Annotated in this window: 12 protein-coding genes; 3 read left to right on the forward strand and 9 right to left on the reverse strand. The window is 70.9% G+C overall.

The window, feature by feature from the left end; all coding sequences use genetic code 11:
- Window positions 1–60 precede the first annotated feature (60 nt).
- The 4 genes from ACFVXC_RS28660 to ACFVXC_RS28675 all read right to left on the reverse strand — a co-directional run bounded on the left by ACFVXC_RS28660 (window position 61) and on the right by ACFVXC_RS28675 (window position 7,572).
- Window positions 61–1,332: a PucR family transcriptional regulator gene (locus ACFVXC_RS28660; RefSeq protein WP_389910650.1), complete on the reverse strand. Its 1,272-nt coding sequence runs from the start codon at window positions 1,330–1,332 to the stop codon at window positions 61–63.
- 75 nt (window positions 1,333–1,407) lie between these two features.
- The gene (locus ACFVXC_RS28665) at window positions 1,408–4,014 is read right to left on the reverse strand and encodes a LuxR C-terminal-related transcriptional regulator (protein ID WP_389910653.1); all 2,607 of its coding nucleotides are present in this window, start codon (window positions 4,012–4,014) and stop codon (window positions 1,408–1,410) included.
- A gap of 141 nt (window positions 4,015–4,155) precedes the next feature.
- Window positions 4,156–5,052 carry an alpha/beta hydrolase family protein gene (locus ACFVXC_RS28670; protein ID WP_389910656.1) on the reverse strand — a complete coding sequence of 299 codons (897 nt, stop codon included), beginning with the start codon at window positions 5,050–5,052 and terminating at the stop codon, window positions 4,156–4,158.
- 162 nt (window positions 5,053–5,214) lie between these two features.
- Window positions 5,215–7,572, reverse strand: coding sequence for a collagenase (locus tag ACFVXC_RS28675; protein WP_389910659.1), 2,358 nt, complete (start codon window positions 7,570–7,572; stop codon window positions 5,215–5,217).
- Window positions 7,573–7,904: 332 nt separating this feature from the next.
- Here ACFVXC_RS28675 and ACFVXC_RS28680 point away from each other — a divergent pair, with 332 nt between their 5' ends.
- The 3 genes from ACFVXC_RS28680 (at window position 7,905) to ACFVXC_RS28690 (ending at window position 12,324) form a co-directional block, all read left to right on the forward strand.
- Complete coding sequence (locus tag ACFVXC_RS28680; protein ID WP_389910662.1) at window positions 7,905–8,600, forward strand: GntR family transcriptional regulator; 696 nt, start codon at window positions 7,905–7,907, stop codon at window positions 8,598–8,600.
- A gap of 134 nt (window positions 8,601–8,734) precedes the next feature.
- Window positions 8,735–11,467: a discoidin domain-containing protein gene (locus ACFVXC_RS28685; RefSeq protein WP_389910664.1), complete on the forward strand. Its 2,733-nt coding sequence runs from the start codon at window positions 8,735–8,737 to the stop codon at window positions 11,465–11,467.
- Window positions 11,468–11,541: 74 nt separating this feature from the next.
- Window positions 11,542–12,324, forward strand: coding sequence for a class I SAM-dependent methyltransferase (locus ACFVXC_RS28690; RefSeq protein WP_389910667.1), 783 nt, complete (start codon window positions 11,542–11,544; stop codon window positions 12,322–12,324).
- Here the strand turns inward: ACFVXC_RS28690 and ACFVXC_RS28695 are convergent.
- Genes ACFVXC_RS28695 through ACFVXC_RS28715 form a run of 5 tightly spaced genes read right to left on the reverse strand, consistent with a single transcriptional unit; the run spans window position 12,281 to window position 17,826 of the window.
- Window positions 12,281–14,116 (reverse strand): hypothetical protein, encoded by a 1,836-nt coding sequence (locus tag ACFVXC_RS28695; RefSeq protein ID WP_389910670.1) that lies wholly within the window; start codon window positions 14,114–14,116, stop codon window positions 12,281–12,283. The genes ACFVXC_RS28690 and ACFVXC_RS28695 overlap by 44 nt on opposite strands.
- Entirely contained in the window at window positions 14,113–14,718 is a 606-nt protein-coding gene (locus ACFVXC_RS28700) for a hypothetical protein (protein WP_389910673.1), read from the reverse strand. Before ACFVXC_RS28700 ends, ACFVXC_RS28695 begins: the two co-directional genes overlap by 4 nt.
- Entirely contained in the window at window positions 14,715–15,590 is an 876-nt protein-coding gene (locus ACFVXC_RS28705) for a carbohydrate ABC transporter permease (protein ID WP_389910675.1), read from the reverse strand. The genes ACFVXC_RS28700 and ACFVXC_RS28705 overlap by 4 nt, the downstream gene beginning before the upstream one ends.
- Complete coding sequence (locus ACFVXC_RS28710) at window positions 15,587–16,546, reverse strand: carbohydrate ABC transporter permease (protein ID WP_389910678.1); 960 nt, start codon at window positions 16,544–16,546, stop codon at window positions 15,587–15,589. The genes ACFVXC_RS28705 and ACFVXC_RS28710 overlap by 4 nt, the downstream gene beginning before the upstream one ends.
- Window positions 16,543–17,826 carry an ABC transporter substrate-binding protein gene (locus ACFVXC_RS28715; protein ID WP_389910681.1) on the reverse strand — a complete coding sequence of 428 codons (1,284 nt, stop codon included), beginning with the start codon at window positions 17,824–17,826 and terminating at the stop codon, window positions 16,543–16,545. Before ACFVXC_RS28715 ends, ACFVXC_RS28710 begins: the two co-directional genes overlap by 4 nt.
- Between the last annotated feature and the right edge of the window lie 31 nt (window positions 17,827–17,857).

The following is a 17,857-nucleotide window of genomic DNA, read 5'->3' on the forward strand; positions in this document are numbered from 1 at the left end:
GCATCCCACCGCCCCCGCCTCCGTCGTACGTCTGCCCCCGCCTCCGCCGTACGTCACCGATCACTCTCCGAGCAGCCTGCGGGCGCCGAGGGCCAGCGAGATCTCCACGACGTCGCCGACGCGGGTGAGGCTGCGGCCGGTCAACTGCTCCACGCGCCGCAGCCGGTTGAGGACGGTGTTGCGGTGGCAGTAGAGGCGGGCGCCCGCGCGCTGCGCGGAGCCGTCGGTCTCCAGCCAGACGGCGAGCGTATCCAGGAGAAGGTCGCGGTCGGCGGGGTCGAGGGAGCGCAGCGGACCGAGGACCCGCTCGGCGAGCGCCTCCGCGAGTTCGGGCGACGAGACGACGAGGGCGTCGGGCAGACGTTCGTCCAAAAGGACGGTGCCGCCGCTGCGGGGGCAGGCACGCAGCGCCGTGTCGGCGAGCCGGCGGGCGTGCGGGACGGCGGCAAGGCCCTGCACGGGTGAGCCGATGCCGACGCGGGCACCGGCGGGCAGGGTGAGGGCGGCGCCGAGCGCGGACAGTTCGGCCGCCGGGCCGCCATCGGCGGCGCCGAGCAGCACCAGGGCGTACTGGACCCCGGGAGCGGAGTGGCGCAGCATCCGCGTTCCCGTCGGCGGAGTCAGGTGGTCGCAGTGGCTGTCCTCCCCCGCCAGGGCGATCACGGCGTACCACCCGGCCTCGGGCAGAGCGAGGACGTCGGCGGCGGTGGGCAGGTCGGTGAGGCGCGCGCTTCCGTCGAGGAGACTCGCGGTCAGCAGCCGCAGCCGGTTCTCGTGCTGCCAGGCCATGCGGCGCTCGGTGCGGCGGTAGGCGTCGGCGACCACTCCGCAGTGTTCGTCGACGAAGTTCCATACGTCCGTGGCCACATGGATGAGCAGCCCCATGTCGTCGGGATTGCCGCGCGAGACCTCCTCCACCAGGCCCTGCCACACCATCGCCCCGCCGAGCCGGAAGGCGTGCAGCAACGCGTCGAGGGGCAGGCCCCGTTCGGCCCGTGCCCCGGCGATCTGGATGGACGTGCGGTGGGCGTCCTCCCTGGTCTCCCCCGGCTGGAGGAGCGAGGTGACGCTGCACCGCAGCGAGCGGTGCACCTCCTGCCACACCTCGGTGGGGCGGGCCTCGATGTCCGGCCGGTAGGCCGGCTCCTGTTCGCGCAGTGTCGCGACGAGCCGGTCGGTCATCGAGGCCAGGTCTCTCAGCAGGGCGCGGGTCGCCCGGTGCAGCACGGCGACGGCTTCGGCGTCGAGGAGGGAGCGCGAGCCCGGTGCGAGCGGGGTGATGGCGGGCACTTCGTGCAGGGGCCCGGCCCGTGACCGCAGAACGTGTGGCATGGGGCCTCCCCGGGGAATGTGCGCACAGCAGGATCTTCCTGACGCCCGAAGAATGGCATACCGCCCAGTCGGTACCTAGAGGTGTGCGGCAATCTCCACATCACGGTCCGGCAACCCGCCGTCACCGGCGAGCAGGCGCGACAGCTCGACGCGGGAGCGTATGCCCAGCGCGGCGAACACATTGCGCAGGTGGTGGTCGACGGTGCGGTGGCTCACCGAAAGGCGCACCGCCACCTCGCGGTTGGTGGCTCCCTCCGCCACATGACGGGCGATACGCTGCTGTTGCGGGGTCAGTGCCGCGAGCGGCCCGGGGCCCGGCTCGCCCGCCACCGCTTCGCCGGCGGCGCGGAGTTCACCGCGGCTGCGGTCCGCCCAGGCGCGCGCTCCGCACCGGTCGAAGCCCACCAAGGCGTCCCGCAGCGGACCGCGCGCCTCGCGGGTGCGGCGCCTGCGGCGCAGCCACTGGCCGTAGAGCAGCTGCGTACGGGCGCGTTCGAACTCGCCGGGCGAGCGGTCGTGGTGCGCGAGTGCGTTCTCGTACGCGGCGGCCGTCTGCTGCGGCGGGGCGAGGAGGGCGCGGCAGCGGGCCAGCTGTGCCGGGGCGAGCCGGTCCGCGGTGGATCCGGCCCAGCGGGTGAACTCCACCGTGGCGCTCTGGGCTTCCGCCGTGCGCCCGGCCCGGACGGCCGCCTCCACGAAGCAGGGGACGGCCAGCATCCGGACGGCGAAGTGCCCGCGCCGTGGGCCCGGGGCGACCAGTGGAGCGAGCCGGGCGGCCGCGTCCGCCGGACGTCCGGCGGCGAGGTCCGCTCGGGCGACGGCCCAGACGGCGAGCGTGGCGGCCTGGGTGAGCCCGTGCGGCCCCGCCCCCGCCGCCACGGCCGCCGCGTGCGCCGAGCAAGCCTCCGCGTCGCCCTCGACGGATGCGGCGAGGGCGAGTACGGCGTGCAGGGACACCGCGACATTGGGCTGCCCGATGCGGTGCGCGGCCCTGAGTCCTTCCAGGGCGTGCGCCCTGGCTCTGGTGTGGCGGCCCGCGCGCAGTTCCCCGTAGGCCAGATGTTCCAGGGCGCGTGGCAGCAGGACCTCGGGGCCATAGGCGCGTACGGCCGCGAGTGCTCGGGCGCCCGCCCGGCAGGCGCTCTCGACCTCGCCGACGACCAGAGCCGCGGATCCGGCCCGCAGCAGCGCGGCCGGTTCCCCCGTCGTGGGTACGTCGTCCACGCAGCGGCGCAACAGGGCGTGCCCCTCGGCGGTGCGGCCCGCGAGGACGGCGCACATCCCGGCGCGGTAGGACTCGAGGGACGGGTCGTCGGCGCATACGGGTAATCGCGCCATCGCCTCCTGGTAGGCCGCGACGTCGCCCATCGCCCAGGCCGCCTCCGCGGCGCCGATCAACGCGTGGCGCGCCGGTTCCGGCGGCAGCAGGACGGCGGCGGTGAGCAGGGCCTCCCTGGCATCGGCAGCCGGGCCGTCGGAGAGCGCGAGCAGTCCGCGCACCCGGTGGACGCCACCGTGGGCGGGGACGGCAGCGGTGCGGGCCAGGAGGGCGCGGGCCCGTACGGGGTCCCCGGCGAGGCGTGCTGCTTCGGCCGCGTCGGCAAGGCGGTCGGTGCGCAGTGCCGTGTCGGCGGTGAGCTCCGCGGCACGGGCCAGCGCGGTGGAGCGCTCAGCGTGCGGGCGGGGTGCGGTCGCCGCATCGGCGAGGGCTCCGGCGAGCCGCGCGTCGTGGTCCCCTGCCGCGCAGGCGAGTTGGATCAGGCGGGAGAGATGGTCCCGGCAGACCGCGGCGAGGCGGGCGTGGGTGGCTCTGCGGCGGGCGATCGGGGTGCGGCGCAGTACCGCGCGGCGCAGGAGCGGGTGAGTGAAGTGGATGCGGCCGCCCGCTCCGACGACCGCACCGGCGGCTTCGGCGGGCGCGAGTCCCGAGGGGTCGCCGCCTGCCCGCAGCAGCAGGGCGAGGTCCGCGCCCGCGCCGTCGGGCTCGTGCTCCCCGGCCGCCGCCGCGAGCAACAGCAAGGAGCGGGCGTCGCCGGGCAGCTCGTCGATGTGGGCGGCGTAGTCGTCGAGGAGGTCTTCTCCGCCGGGCAGTGGGTCGGGCAGCGGGGTGCGTCCGGCCAGCTGGTCGGGGGTCAGGGCCTCGACGAGCGCGGTGAGCAGGCGCGGGTTCCCCGCGGCCTCGCGTATCAGCCAGGCTCCGACTACGGGGTCGGCGCGGTGTTGGGTGAGACCGTCGAGCAGGGCGACGGCCGCGTCATCGCCGAGCGGACTCAGACGCAGGGCGGTCAGACCGTTCAACTCCTCTGCTCCTGAACGGTGTTCGGCGAGGGTGAGCAGTACGGCAACGGGTCTTTCGGCGGGCAGCCGACGGAGCTCCGCCAGGAGCGCGGCCCGGGCGGCGGGGTGCCAGGTGTGCACGTCGTCGATGCGGACAAGCAGCGGACCCTCGTGCGGCAGCGCTGCCGGGACGACTGTCCGCACCGATGGGACCGGGTCACAGATCGCCCGCGCGTACTCCACGAGTGCGGTGCGGCCGAGGCCGGGCTGCCCGGTGAGGACGAGCACTCCGCCGCGACCGGCGCGCAAGCCTCCCACCAGGGATTCCACGGCGGCGATCTCCTCGCTGCGGCCGTGGAGCTCGGGGGGCCTGAGCGCGCGGGGTACGGTCGTCGAAAGGGTCACGCCCGCACGTTACTTCCGCGTAACACAGTCCGGAAGTCCCGCGTCCGCAGGGCTGGGCACGCCACCAACGGCCGCCGTCTCCCGGTGTGCGCGGGCACAGTCGGGGATGGACGAAGGCCCCTCAGTGACGGAACGTCAGGATCAGCTAGTGTGCGGGCAGTTGCCGCGGTACTCCTCGATCGTGAGGCTCGGCTTCGGCAGCGGGCAGAGGAACTGCTCGTAGCGGGTGTCGTTGTCGATGAACCGCTTCAGCCAGGAAATGCTGTACTTCGCGATCGTCGTGTTGGACGAGTTCGGCGTGAAGTGGGTGGCCCCGTTGAGCTCCAGGTACGCCTTGTCCAGGGAGCTCGGCAACGACTGGTAGAACGGCTCGGAGTGGGTGGCGACGGGGGCGACGGTGTCACCGTCCGCGCCGACGACGAGAGTCGGCGTCTTCAGCTCGGGCCAGGTCGTGTCGAGGTTCCAGCCGGTCAGCGGGATCGCCGCCTTCAGGGACGTACGGCTCTTGGCGGCCTCCAGGGTGCCTCCGCCGCCCATCGAGTGCCCCATCACACCGAGTCTGGAGACGTCGACGCGGCTCCGTACCGAGCTCGTCTTCGTCAGGTAGTCGAGCGCGGAAAGGAGTTGCCGTCCCCGGCTGTCGGGCTGGTCGAGCGTGGTGAGGGTGTCGATGGTGAAGACCACGAAGCCCTGCGACGCGAGCCGCGGACCGAGCCAGGCGATGCTCGACTGGTACGCGGTGAATCCCGGGGAGATGACGACCGCGCCGAAGGTGCCGTCGGCGGTGGACGTGGGGTAGTAGACGGTGCCGCCGCCGAAGCCGGACACGCTCAGCGAGGAGACGCTGGTCTGCGAGACGGCGTAGGAGCCGCGCGAGGCCTCGATGCTGGAGACGCTCGGCGCGGGGCCACGCTCGTACGGGTTGTCGGCGGCGGCCTGGGCGCCCGGTGCGAGACCGGTGCCCAGGAGGCCGGCGGTGGCGACCGCGGCGGCCAGAGCTGCCCGCACCACAGGGCGGGAGAAGACGTGCAGGCGCACGGAGGGGTCCTCTCTGTCGTGGCGGGGCCACACAGGAGGAAGGAGATACGCCCCGGTGGAGACCGCCGTGTTCGTTGGCGGTCCCCACCGTGGCGGTGTCGACGGGGTGTCGACATCGGTGAAATCACCGGTGTCGTACGGACGTCGTCCCTCTCGTCCCCGTCATCCGCGCAGCGGGCCCTCGCATGTGTAATCCGAGGTTCCGGCGCGTCCGCCGGTCCAGATGTCCACCTCGCCGAAGGCGCAGTTCATGTCGGTGAGGTTGTTGGCGCCGCCCGACGAGCGGTCGAGGATGTAGGCATCGACGGTCTCGGACATGTCCTTGAACACCAGATCGGGGTCTGCCGCGTCGCTGAGGTTCGCGGTGATCCGACCGGTGCACACGAACCGTGGGCGTGCGGGGGCGCTGGTGGCGCGGCAGTCGGGCGCGATGCCGGTCATCGCGGTGAACGAGGAGCGGACCTGGTCGGCGGTGCTGTCGCGCAGCCGGTCCAGAGGGACGTACTCGGTGTCGGGGACGAACAGGTCCTCGACATGCGCGATCTGCTTGTCGAGGAAGGCGTCGTAGGCGCTCTGCAGCCCGGCGTCCCTGCCGAGGCGGTCGCGCCACGCGTCAAACGCGCCCGGGTCGTCGGAACGCAGATGGCGGTACATCTCCTTGACCAGCGCGGGGCGTTCGGTCCACAGGAACTCGAAGAACGTGCCCGCGTAGTCGTAGAAGCGGAAGCCGTCACCGTCGTAGGTGGCGTGCAGCAGTTGGTTCACGCTCATGCGCGGCCCGCCGCCCGCCGTGTCATCGATGATGCCCTGGATCAGGGACTTGCGGACCTTGATGCCGTCGTCGCGCGTGGCACCGTCGAAGAACTCGGCCGTGCCCTCGTCCATCGCGGTCGTCCGGTCGCCCTCGTACCAGCGTCCTTCACCGAAGAAGCCGGGTACCGCCCAGCGGCCGTTGAGGTAGTGCGTGTACTCGTGGCGGAACAGCTCCTCCAGCGTCAGCGTGGAGTCCTGGGGAACGCGCCGCTGGTAGGTGTAGAAGGTCGCGCCCTGCTCGATGTAGACGCCGCCGTTGTCGGTGCCCATGCCGGTGAGCAGCGGATGGAAGTTCTCGTAGTCGGCGCGCGAGGCGTACAGGACGGTGTTCAGGGTGGCGTTGGGGTCGCCGCCGAGCGGTTCCTGGGTGCCGACGACGCGGTGGAACTGCGCCTTGACCTGCTTGCTCGCGTAGTAGAGCTGATCGACGGTGTCACGGCCGAGGGCGGTGCGGACCTTCATGCCGTCCTCGTCGTACGTGTACGTCTGGGGGAAGAGGCGGCGCTCGATGTCGTCCCTGCACACCTTGTACGGCTTGCAGGCGTCGAACTCGATCAGCCAGGTGACGGCCTTCGCCCACGGAGCGCTGCCGTCGCCGAAGGTGCGGGCGGTGATGTCCAGGAGCGGGCCCAGCCCGGTGACGATCTCGGTGCGCAGGGCGTCGATCTGGCCCATCCGGCCGTACTCGCTCACCGCGTCGCGCACCACCCAGGCATTGGGCCTGCCCTTGAGGTGGGCGTATCCGCCGAACGCCTTGAATGCGGCGCGGTAGGGGGCGTCGGCGGCCACGGCGGCGCGGAAGGCGGTGTCCTGGTTGCCGGGGTAGACCCCGAGGTAGTTCAGGGAGAGCGCGGCGAGGGCGGCCCCTGCCCAACTGGCGTCCTGGGCGGTCTCGGGGTGGGCGGCGCCCATGGTCGCCAGGACCCGCTTGACGAGCGGGAGTTGATGCTGGCGCAGCCCCGCCGCACTGGCCGCGGTCAGCGCCTCGCGGAGCGTCTCGGCGTTGGAGCGGGTGGCGTCGAAGGCGTGGGCGCCCCTGCCGAAGGCATCCACGGCCTGTCGCATGGCGGCCAGGGTCGCCGGGTCGCTGATGTCGACCTCGTCGTGCGAGAAGCCCTGGTAGGAGACGGCATGCAGGTACGTGAACATCTCAAGGAGGTGGTTGCCGTCGGTGCCGTCGTGGGATGCGGCGAGCTGGGTGATGCGCTGGGAGACGGCCTGGATGTGCGCCCGCGACATCACCGGGGCGAGGCGCTGGTCCCAGCTCCAGATGAGACCGCGCAGACAGCCGTCGGCGGTGACGGCCGGATCGGCGAGGAACGCCGTGAACTCCGCGGGCGACAGACCCTTGACGCCGTCGAGGGTGCACGGCACCGACTCCTTGCCGACGGTGGCGCGGGGCGCGTCAGCAGCCGTGGCCCTCGCCTTTCCCTTCGGCTTGTCCGTACGGGGGCCGGGGACGCGGCCCTCTGCCAGTCCGCCGGGGGCGGGGAGCTTCGGGGCCGCGGACTTCGGCGCCTTGGCGCGACGGTCGACCCGGTCGAACGGGCTCGGCGCCTCAGGCCCTGGCGCGGCGGGTGAGGCGGTGGCCGGGCGCCGGGCCGGAGCGGCGCCGTCCGCGCGAGCGGCCGGTGCGGCTGTGGCGCACAGGGTCACGGATATCGCCGCGGCGAGCACGGATCTGCGCAGGGTACGGGGCTGGTGCACGACAGGCTCCTGATGTGTGGGAGGTGGGCCGAGCAGTGCGTACGCAAGGCGCGAGGAGACCTGCTGGCCCCAACTTGCCTATGTGCAGCGGCATGTGAGAAGCAGAGGTCGCGCCATGTGATGCGTAACGTAGTAATGTGAAATGGTACTGACAACCCCTCAGGCACGGCGGCTGCGTACAACTCCCCTACATCACAGGAGCGTTGGCCCTGACCAGGTATCCTGACGGCACATCAGATTCTGAGCGAGAACAACGTGACATTGTACGCTGGTGAACCACTCGGGCACGGGCACGCGGGCCACGGCGCGCGGGCCACGAAGGGATCACCGCCATGGGCCACCTCACGCAGCGCACCCTCGTCATTCCCCGGGAGCGGCTGCGTGATCAGGTCGCCCACCATCTGCGGGCCGCGCTGATATCCGGCGAACTCAGGCCCGGCGAGGTCTACTCGGCGCCCGTGCTCGCGGAGGACTTCGGGATCTCCGCGACGCCCGTGCGCGAGGCGATGCTCGACCTGGCCCGCGAAGGCCTGGTGGAGCCGGTCCGCAACAAGGGCTTCCGTGTCACCGAGGTCGACGAACGCGATCTCGACCAGTACACCGAGATCCGCACCCTCATCGAAGTCCCCATGATCGGCCGCATCACCCGGTCCGCGGCGCGCACGGATCTTGAGCAGCTGCGCTCCGTGGCCGATGAGATCGTGCGCGCGGCCCGCGACCACGACCTCATCGGCTACCTCGATGCCGACCGGCAGTTCCACCTCTCCCTGCTCGCGCTCGGCGGCAACGACCGTCTCGTCGAAACCGTCGGCGACCTGCGCAAGCGCTCCCGCCTGTACGGGCTGACGGCACTCGACGAGCGCGGCCGGCTGATCCCGTCCGCGCAGGAGCACATCGAGCTCCTCGACCTGATGGTGGCGGGCGACGCGGAAGGCGCGGAGCAGTGCATGGCACGCCATCTCGGGCATGTGCGCTCACTGTGGGCCCAGGGCACCAAGGAGCAGGACAAGGTGCAGGACAAGGAGTAGGACAAGGAGTAAGGCTCAGCAGGACCTACTCGCGGGTTCGTTTGATTCTTCAACGCACCGCGCGATTCGTTGACGCGGACCGTTCACATCTTTATGGTCGCCTGACCTTCCCGGCGACCACGCAACGGAGCACAATGAGGTCCCTCCCCCGCACGGTCCGGTTCATCGCACCCTTGCTCGTGGGTGTGCTTGCGGCGGCCGTTCCCCCCACCGCGGCGGCCGACAACGCGACCCCGAGCACCGAAGAGCCGGCGACGCCGGCGCCTTCCCCCGGTGACGGCTGGACGATGACGTCGACCCGCATCGACGCGAAGGACACATACCACGCCTTCGTCGGCAACGGCTATCTCGGCCAGCGCGTCGCCCCCAACGGAGCCGGATACCCGGCCCCCGACGGCGCCAAGACCGGCTGGCCGCTGTTCACGCCCCGCTACGACGGTTCCTTCGTCTCCGGGCTCTACGCGCACACCAAGGGCACCACCGAGAACCGCCAGGTCGCCGCCGCCCTGCCGACCTGGACCCCGCTCACGGTGTCCACCGGCGGGCCCGGATCCGAGACGTTCACCTCCAGAACGTCGGCCGCCCGGATCTCGCACTATCGGCAGAGCCTGGACCTGCGCCGCGGTCTGGTGCGGACCGAACTCACCTGGACGGCCGCTGACGGCCGGGCCACCGATCTCGTCTACGACGTCCTCGCGGACCGTGCCGACCCCCACGTCGGCGCCGTACGCCTGCGCATGACCCCGCACTGGAACGGCGACGCGAAGGTCACCGACCGTATCGACGGACGGGGCGCGCGGCGCATGACGCCCACCGGCGGCGGCGCCCGCACCGGCGGGCGGACCATGGCCGTGGGATTCCGCACGGACGGCACGAAGACCGAAGGGGCGGTCGCGTCGACACTCCGTGCCGGGCAGGGCGTACGTACAGGAAATGAACAAACCTCGGCTGACGCACATAAGTTGAGCGCCCATCAGTCCCTCGGCCTCCCCGTCCGGTCCGGCCGGACCTACGAACTCACCAAGTACATCGGCGTCGACACCGCGCTGACCTCACGCTCCCCCGAACACGACGCCGTAGCGGCCTCGCAGCGGGCGGCCGGGCGCGGCTGGGACGCACTGTTCGCCCGGCACACCGCCGCCTGGCGCAAGCTGTGGCGCAGCGACATCGAGGTGCCCCGGCAGAGTGACCAGGGTGACCGGGGCGGACAGGGTGATCTCCAGTCATGGGTGCGGTCCGCCCAGTACGGACTCCTCTCCAGCACCCGCACCGGCTCGGCCGACAGCATCTCCCCCACCGGCCTGAGCAGCGACAACTACGCCGGGCTCGTCTTCTGGGACGCGGAGACCTGGATGTACCCGGCACTGCTCGCCGCCCACCCGAACCTCGCCAAGTCCGTGGTGGAGTACCGCTACCGCACCCGGGACGCCGCCCGCGCCAACGCGAAGAAGCTCGGCCACCGCGGTCTCTTCTACCCCTGGACCAGCGCGAGCAAGGGCGACCTCACGTCCGAGTGCCACAGCGTCGACCCGCCGCACTGCCGCACCCAGAACCATCTGCAGAGCGACGTGGCCCTGGCGGCCTGGCAGTACTACCTCGCGACCAAGGACACCCACTGGCTGCGCACCCGCGGCTGGCCGGTGATCCAGGGGATCGCCGGGTTCTGGGCCGACCGCGCCACGCGCAACGCCGACGGCAGCTACTCCGTCAAGGACGTCGCAGGTCCCGACGAGTACAGCAACGGCGTCGACGACGGCGTCTTCACCAACGCGGGCGCCGCCACCACGCTGCGCACCGCCGCCCGCGCCGCGAAGATCCTCGGCAAGGACGCCCCGGCGAGCTGGGGCACCGTCGCCGACAAGCTGCGCATTCCCTACGACAAGAAGAAGCAGGTCTTCCAGCAGTACGACGGCTACAAGGGCTCGGTCATCAAGCAGGCGGACACCGTGCTCCTGATGTACCCGCTGGAGTGGCCGATGTCGAAGCGGGCCGCCACCAACACCCTCGACTACTACGCGGCCCGCACCGACCCCGACGGCCCCGCCATGACCGACTCGGTGCACGCCATCGACGCCGCCTCGATCGGTGAGCCGGGCTGCTCCGCGTACACCTACCTGGAGCGTTCCATCCGGCCCTTCGTACGCGGCCCGTTCAACCTCTTCTCCGAGGCGCGGGGCGACAAGGCGGGGGCCACCGACCCGCTTTCGGGCTCCCCGGCACAGAACTTCACGACCGGCCAGGGCGGCTTCCTCCAGGTGTTCACCAACGGCCTGACCGGGCAGCGGCTGCGCGAGAACAGCGTGCACCTCGACCCCATGCTGCCGCCGCAGCTGTCCCAGGGCGTCAAGCTGAACGGGCAGCACTGGCAGGGCCGTACGTACGACATCGCCATCGGAGCGCATGGGACCACCGTGCGTCTCACCCACGGCGAGCCCTTCGAGATCGAGACCCCGCAGGGCAAGCAGATCGTCAGCCAGGGCGCACCCGCCCACCTCAAGACCCGCCGCCCGGACCTTGAGCCGACCGACAATCTCGCCAGGTGCCGTACGGCGAAGGCGACTTCGGAGCAGCCCGGCCAGTACGCGGGCGCCGCATTCGACGGCAGCACCGCCACCGCCTGGGTCTCCGACGCCGCCCGCGCAACCCTCACCACGGACCTCGGCGAGGTCTCCCGTATCTCCAGGATCACCCCGCACTGGACGGACGTGAAGCCGACGAAGCACAGCGTGCAGACGTCGCCGGACGGGCGGCACTGGAGCCATGCCGCACCGGACGGAGACACGGCAGCCCGCTATGTCCGGGTGAAGATCACCTCCAAGAGCGCGAAGAAGCCCGCAGGCATCAAGGAGTTGACCGTCAACCGATAGATCGCGGCGGGAGCGACGGTGAGGGCACGAAAAGGAGTGCCTCCACCGTCGCTCCCGTTGTTAGCCTGCCGGGCATGGCAGACGAGGCGTACGAGAATCCGAGACTGGCGGCGCTCTACGATCCGCTCGACGCGGACCGCGGCGACCTGGACGTGTACGCCGATGTGACAACGGAACTGAGAGCCCGTCAGGTACTCGATGTCGGGTGCGGCACGGGTACGTTCGCCCTGCTCCTGGCCAAGCGCGGGCTGCGGGTGACGGGCGTCGAACCGGCTGCGGCCTCCCTCGACGTGGCGCGGTCCAAGCCCGGCGGCGAGCATGTGCGGTGGATCCACGGCGACGCGACGGCGCTCCCGGAGCTGCACGTCGACCTGGCCACCATGACCGCCAACGTGGCCCAGGCCATCGTGGACCCCGAGGTGTGGGACGGCACCCTGCGCGGCATCCGTGCCGCGCTGCGGCCGGGCGGCCATCTCGTCTTCGAGACCCGCGACCCGGCCCGACGGGCATGGGAGCAGTGGAACCGTGCCGCGACCCGGCGCACGGTCGCCGTCGAGGGCGTCGGTGACGTCGATACCTGGGTGGACGTCACCGAAGTCAGCCTGCCGCTGGTGTCCTTCCGCCACACCATGATCTTCACCAGGACGGGCGAGACTCTCACCTCCGACTCGACCCTGCGTTTCCGCGAGCGCGAGGAAGTAAGCGCCTCGCTCACCGCGCACGGTTACGTCGTGGACGAGATCCGCGACGCCCCGGACCGCCCCGGCAAGGAGTTCGTCTTCTTCGCCCACCGCCCGGAGCCCGGCGAGCGCGTCAGTGCAGCTTCATCCGGTACCTCAGCGGCGAACGACCGGTGACCAGTACCCGTATCCCGTCCGGGGTCAGGGATCCGTTCATCCAGGTGTAGCGCTCCCCCGGTTCGACCACGGCAGGCTGCTTGCCGCCCTTGCCGTTCCCGGGGCCGAAGGTGATCCAGTCGTCGCCGACCGTGTAGCTCGCCTCGCCGCTGACCAGCTGGTAGGTGTCCTTGGCCCCGGCGACCGCCTCCAGGCCATCGCCCGACAGTTCGCCGCCCCGCCGGAAACACAGCTCAAGGGCAAGGGGCACCGCGGACTCCGTCACCTCGAAGGAGAGCTCCCAGCCGCCACCGTCCGTCTCACGCACCAGGATCTCGGTACGCAGTGCCCGGTGCTCCTTGGGCCGGTGCGGGAAGTCCATCGCCGACCAGAAGCGCCCGTCGTCGGTGAGGGGGTACAGCCCGTCCTCGCGCCGGTGGCGGCGTGGCAGCGGTTGGTGGAACGCGGCGCGGACCTCCGCGTGCAGCCGCCACGCGTCGCCCCGCCGATCGAGGCCTTCGGACCGGAAGGGGCCGAGCGAGAAGAACTGCGGGGCGAGCCGCAGCGAGTCGAGGATCGCGGCGCCCTTGCGCATCTTGAAGAACGTGGGGTTGGTGGAGAGCCCCGACGAGATGGCGTGCGTCTCCGGCAGGTCCGTGCCGCCGAAGATGGTCGCCGTTCGCTCGCCACGGCGCACACGCACCAGGCGGCAACTGTCGTCGTGGTGCTCGAAGTCGGTCGGCGGTGCCTTCACCGCCGGCAGCTCACGGGCGAGCTCGGGGCGGTCGAGAACCTCGGCGAGCCGGTCGCCCAGCGGGGTCTCTCCGAAGGTCTGACCGGCTCCGCGCTCCCGCAGCAGCGCGGCGACCCCCGCGAACGTTGCGTTGCCGTCGCGGATCGCCAGCTCCCGGTACTGGAGCCAGAACTCCGGCAGATGGCGCGGTGTCGCCTGGTCCTGGCGCCGCGAGTGGACGGACTCCACCTCGCCGTTGGGCTCGGTCACGTACAGCGAGGCCGTGAGGTTGTCCCGTACGTGTGCGTACAGGTCGCGCCGGTCGTGGAAGCGGGCGATGGTCAGCAGGGCGGGGTTGGTCACCACCGCCGAGTAGGTGGGACTGCGCTCGCTGTACTCGCCGCCGGAGAGCTGGTCGATGCCCTCCGCGAGCCAGGCGTCGATGCGCCGGGGGTAGGAGGGGTCCGGCCAGCGCCGGTGGATGCGGGAGAGCGCGGCGCACACCAGCCAGCGGTGGTTGGCGGTGTGCACACCGCCGTTCGCGAGACCCAGACCGGCCTTGCGCAGGATCCGCTCGACCGTGGACCGCAGCTTCGCGGTGGCCCGTTCGCCGTCCTTGTCGAGCAGGGCGTGGGCGATGTTGAGGTCGACGATGGAGAAGGCGGTGTCGGGCGGTGAGTGGACGGCGCCCTGGTCCCACAGCCCGTCGTCGAACTGTTCGTCGGCGAGCGCGTCCGCGAGTTCCTTCAGCGGGCCCAGAAGCGCGCCGTCGTGATGATGCCGGGACGCGGCGTGTACGTAGACGGAGGTGAGGGTGCGCAGGCCGCGGGCGGCGGCGCGGGCCTTGCCCTGGTCGCGCAGCTCGGTGATGTTGCCGTCGTACCCGTCCAGGACGGCGGTGGCACGCGCGTCGGCGGCCGTAGTGAGGAAGTCGACGAAGTCCTCGTCCCGCCGGGGTTGTGCGGATCCGACACCCTCCGCCGCTGCCGCCGGCTGGCCTGAGATGCCCCCGAACCCGGCTGCGGTGGCGGTGGCCGTGGCCGTGGCGGAGGTGACGATGAAGGTTCTGCGGGCTATCACGCGGTCTCCCCATGAGGCATGCGTACGTGGCGTACGTCGATGGCGGTGAGTGCCATGACCAGCGGCCCCGGCACGAGGAACGCGAGCGGCAGCATCATCCAGGCGCACAGCACGGACGCCGCGAGAGCGAGCAGGACCAGGGCGCTGCCGCCCACGTCCCGCGCCGAGTCACCGGCCGCGGCGCGCGCCGCGGCCCGCCAGTCGCCGATCGATTCGGGACGGGCGCAGGCGCGCAGGCCCACGATCACGGCGCAGGCTCCGATCACCGCGGCCGTCACGGCGAAGACGCGGGCACCTGGTAGCCCCGCCCCGGCAAGGGCCAGATCCGCCGCGAACAGCAGCGCCCCGGCGAGGGCGACCGCTCCCGCGACGAGGTCACCGGGACGCAGTCGTTCACGTAGAAGCGCCACGTACCGCCGCGCCGTGACCGGCTTGTCGTCCCTGGTGTCGCGCACGAGGGCGCAGGCGGTGGAGAGCGCCGCCGGAGCGGTGATCAGCGGCAGACAGGCGAGCGCCGTGACCACACCCAGAGCAAGGACATCGGCGAACAGAGTCATCCGCGGCCCGAACATCTCGCCCGTCTCGCGGGTCCGGGCGCTCATCCCTTGACCCCGGAGTTGGCCATGCCCTCGACCAGGAAGCGCTGGAAGGCGAGGAAGAACAGCACGATCGGCAGGAGCGCGATCACCGACATGGCGAACATCGGGCCGAACGCCGACTGGCTCGACGCGTCCACGAACGACCGCAGCGCAAGCGTCAGCGTGAATTTCTCCGGCGAGAAGAGATAGATCAGCTGGGTGAAGAAGTCGTTCCAGGTCCAGATGAAGGTGAAGATCGCGGTGGTGATCAGCGCGGGCCTGGTGAGCGGCAGGACCACCAGGAAGAAGCTACGGAACGGGCCGCAGCCGTCGATGCGGGCGGCTTCCTCCAGCTCGCGCGGCAGGCCGCGCATGAACTGCACGATGAGGAAGACGAAGAAGGCCTCGGTGGCGAGGAACTTCGGCAGGATCAGCGGCCAGTAGGTGTTCACCATGCCGAGCTGGTTGAAGATGATGTACTGCGGGATCAGGACGGCGTGGTGCGGCAGCATGATCGTCGCGATCATGAAGGCGAAGAGCGGTCCGCGGAAGCGGAAGCGCAGCCGGGCGAACGCGTACGCGGCGAGGGAGCAGCTCAGTACGTTGCCGATGACCGCGCCGCCCGCGATCAGCAGGGAGTTGGAGAGCAGCCGGCCTACGGACACGTCGTCCACGCCGTCGAGGGCGGTCGTGTAGTTCGACCACTCCAGCTTGCTCGGCAGCAGGTTCAGGCTCGCGATCACCTCGTCGGCGGGCTTGAGGGACGTGGCGACGAGCCAGGCCAGCGGATACAGCATCACCAGGAGCGCGGCCAGGCATCCGACGTGCAGGGCCACCCGGCGCCAGGGAAAGGGCCGACGTCCCACGGTGCCCCCGGTGTCGGCGGTGGTGGTCATCGCTCCCCCTCGTTCGCGTAGAAGACCCAGGAGCGCGAGGTGCGAAAGAGCACCGCGGTCACGGCTCCGATGGCGATCAGCAGGACCCAGGCCATGGCGGACGCGTAGCCCATGTGGGAAGCGACGAAGCCGCGGTCGTAGAGGTAGAGCGTGTAGAAGAGGGTGGAGTCCGCGGGACCGCCCTTGCCGCCGCTGACCGCGAAGGCGGGGGTGAACACCTGGAAGGCCTGGATGGTCTGGAGCACCAGGTTGAAGAAGAGGACCGGCGACAGCATCGGCAGCGTGATGGAGATGAACTGCCGCTTGCGGCTCGCCCCGTCCACCGCCGCGGCTTCGTAGAGCTCGGTGGGGATCTGCTGCAGACCGGCCAGGAAGATCACCATGGGCGCACCGAACTGCCAGACCGTCAGGAGCGCCACGGCGAACAGCGCCCAGCCGGGCTTGTTGACCCAGCCGCCGGTATGGATGCCGATGTCCGAGAGGAGGTTGTCGACGGTGCCGCCGTCGTTGAACACCGCCCGCCACACCAGCGCGATCGACATGGAGGCGCCGAGCAGCGAAGGGGCGTAGAAGGCCGACCGGTAGAAGGACTTGCCGCGTCTCATGGACTTCAGGGCGAGGGCGACGGCGAGCGCGAGCGCCAGTTGCAGCGGCACCGCGATCACGACGTACATCAAGGTCGCGCCGACCGAGCGCCAGTAGCGCGGGTCCTCGGTGAACATCTGGACGTAGTTGCGCAATCCCACCCAGCGCGGGGCGTTGAACAGGTCGTAGTCGGTGAAGGACAAATACAGCGAGACGGCCATCGGCAGGAGCGTCAGGACGACGGCGCCGAGCACCCAGGGCGAGAGGAACACCCAGGCAGCGCCCTCTCGCCGGAGCCTGCCGCGCTGCCGCGGGGGTGGCTCGGGGCTCTTCGCACGCGCGGTCTTCGCGGGTATGTCAGTGGTGGTCATGACCTCAGCTCCGCCTTCGCCTCGGTGATGAAGTCCTCCGCGGCCTCGCGGGGTGTCATCTGCTCGAACGACACCTGGTCGTAGTCACGCCCGAAGGTGGTCTGCAGGGCGTTGTCGCCGGAGGGCGGTGCCTGCGGGGGCGCTTCGAGCTTCCCGTCGACGGAGTCCTGGTAGTCGGCGACGGTCTTGTCGAAGTCCTTGAGGCCGGGGCCGATGTCGTCGCGGATCGGCTCGTTGACGGGAATACCCCGGGAGGCGCCGAGGATCTTCGCCGCCTTCTCGTCGTTGATCATGAAGTCGATGAACTCGGCGGATTCCCGGGGGTGTTCGCTGGTGGCCGCCGCGCCCATGAACATCGAGGGCTTGAAGTACTGACCGGGCGTGCCGTCCGCGCCCGACGGCATCGGGGCGAGCGTGAGGCCTTCGCCCACGATCGCCGTGAACCCGCTCGATGGCGCGTCCCAGTTGAAGTCGGAGACGGCCTTCCCGCGGGCCAGCGGCTGGTTCTCCACCGATCCGTCGAGCTGTGTGGTCTGTTCGGCGGCCGACACCGCGCCCTCCCGCCGCAGCTTGTCGGCGAAGGTCCACCAGCGGGTCAGGTCGTCGGCCGTGAAGCCGAGTTCACGCTCCTTCGTGTAGAGGGCCTTGCCCTGGCCGCGCAGCCACACCTCGAAGCAGTCCTCGCTCTGTCCGGGGTCGACGGAGCCGGGCTTCCCGGTCCTCTTCGCCAACTCCCGCATGGCGTCGGCCCAGTCGTCCCAGGTCCAGCCGTTGCGCGGGGGCCTCACCCCGGCCTTCTTCCACTGCTTGGCGTCGTACACGACACTCTCGGTGCCGCGGCCCTGCGGGATCGCGTACTGGGTGCCGTCCACGACACCGGTGGCGAGGAGACCGGGGTCGATCTGGTCGGTCCCCAGGGCCTTCTTCTGCTTTCCGAGGTCGAGGAGGATGCCGCCGGACGCGTACTGGTCGATCTGCCGGTAGTCGAGCTGCATCACGTCGGGTGCGTCACCGCCCGCCGCCTGGGTGGCGAGCTTCTGCTTGTACGCCTCGTAGCCGGCGAACGAGGCCTGCACCTTGATCCCCGGGTGCTCCTTCTCGAACAGCGCGACAGCTTCCTGGGTACGGGCCGCCCGGTCGGGGTTGCCCCACCAGGTGTAGCGCAGAACGGTCTTGCCGCCGCCGCTCGATTCGTCCGAGCCGCCGCAGCCGGTGAGCAGCACGCTGAGCGTGAGCACCGCGGCCGTTGCGCAGGACCGCTTTGTCCTGTTTCCGGGCATGCCGATGACACCTCTCCTCTCTGGTTTCTTG

This window comes from Streptomyces sp. NPDC058257 (assembly GCF_042881845.1).
Classification (GTDB): Bacteria; Actinomycetota; Actinomycetes; order Streptomycetales; family Streptomycetaceae; genus Streptomyces.

Excerpts from the sequence above, each read along its gene's own strand:
- ACFVXC_RS28660 (WP_389910650.1), bottom strand. The coding sequence starts at position 1,332 with ATGCCACACGTTCTGCGGTCACGGGCCGGGCCCCTGCACGAAGTGCCC.
- ACFVXC_RS28680 (WP_389910662.1), top strand. The coding sequence starts at position 7,905 with ATGGGCCACCTCACGCAGCGCACCCTCGTCATTCCCCGGGAGCGGCTG.
- ACFVXC_RS28685 (WP_389910664.1), top strand. The coding sequence starts at position 8,735 with ATGAGGTCCCTCCCCCGCACGGTCCGGTTCATCGCACCCTTGCTCGTG.
- ACFVXC_RS28690 (WP_389910667.1), top strand. The coding sequence starts at position 11,542 with ATGGCAGACGAGGCGTACGAGAATCCGAGACTGGCGGCGCTCTACGAT.
- ACFVXC_RS28700 (WP_389910673.1), bottom strand. The coding sequence starts at position 14,718 with ATGAGCGCCCGGACCCGCGAGACGGGCGAGATGTTCGGGCCGCGGATG.
- ACFVXC_RS28705 (WP_389910675.1), bottom strand. The coding sequence starts at position 15,590 with ATGACCACCACCGCCGACACCGGGGGCACCGTGGGACGTCGGCCCTTT.
- ACFVXC_RS28710 (WP_389910678.1), bottom strand. The coding sequence starts at position 16,546 with ATGACCACCACTGACATACCCGCGAAGACCGCGCGTGCGAAGAGCCCC.
- ACFVXC_RS28715 (WP_389910681.1), bottom strand. The coding sequence starts at position 17,826 with ATGCCCGGAAACAGGACAAAGCGGTCCTGCGCAACGGCCGCGGTGCTC.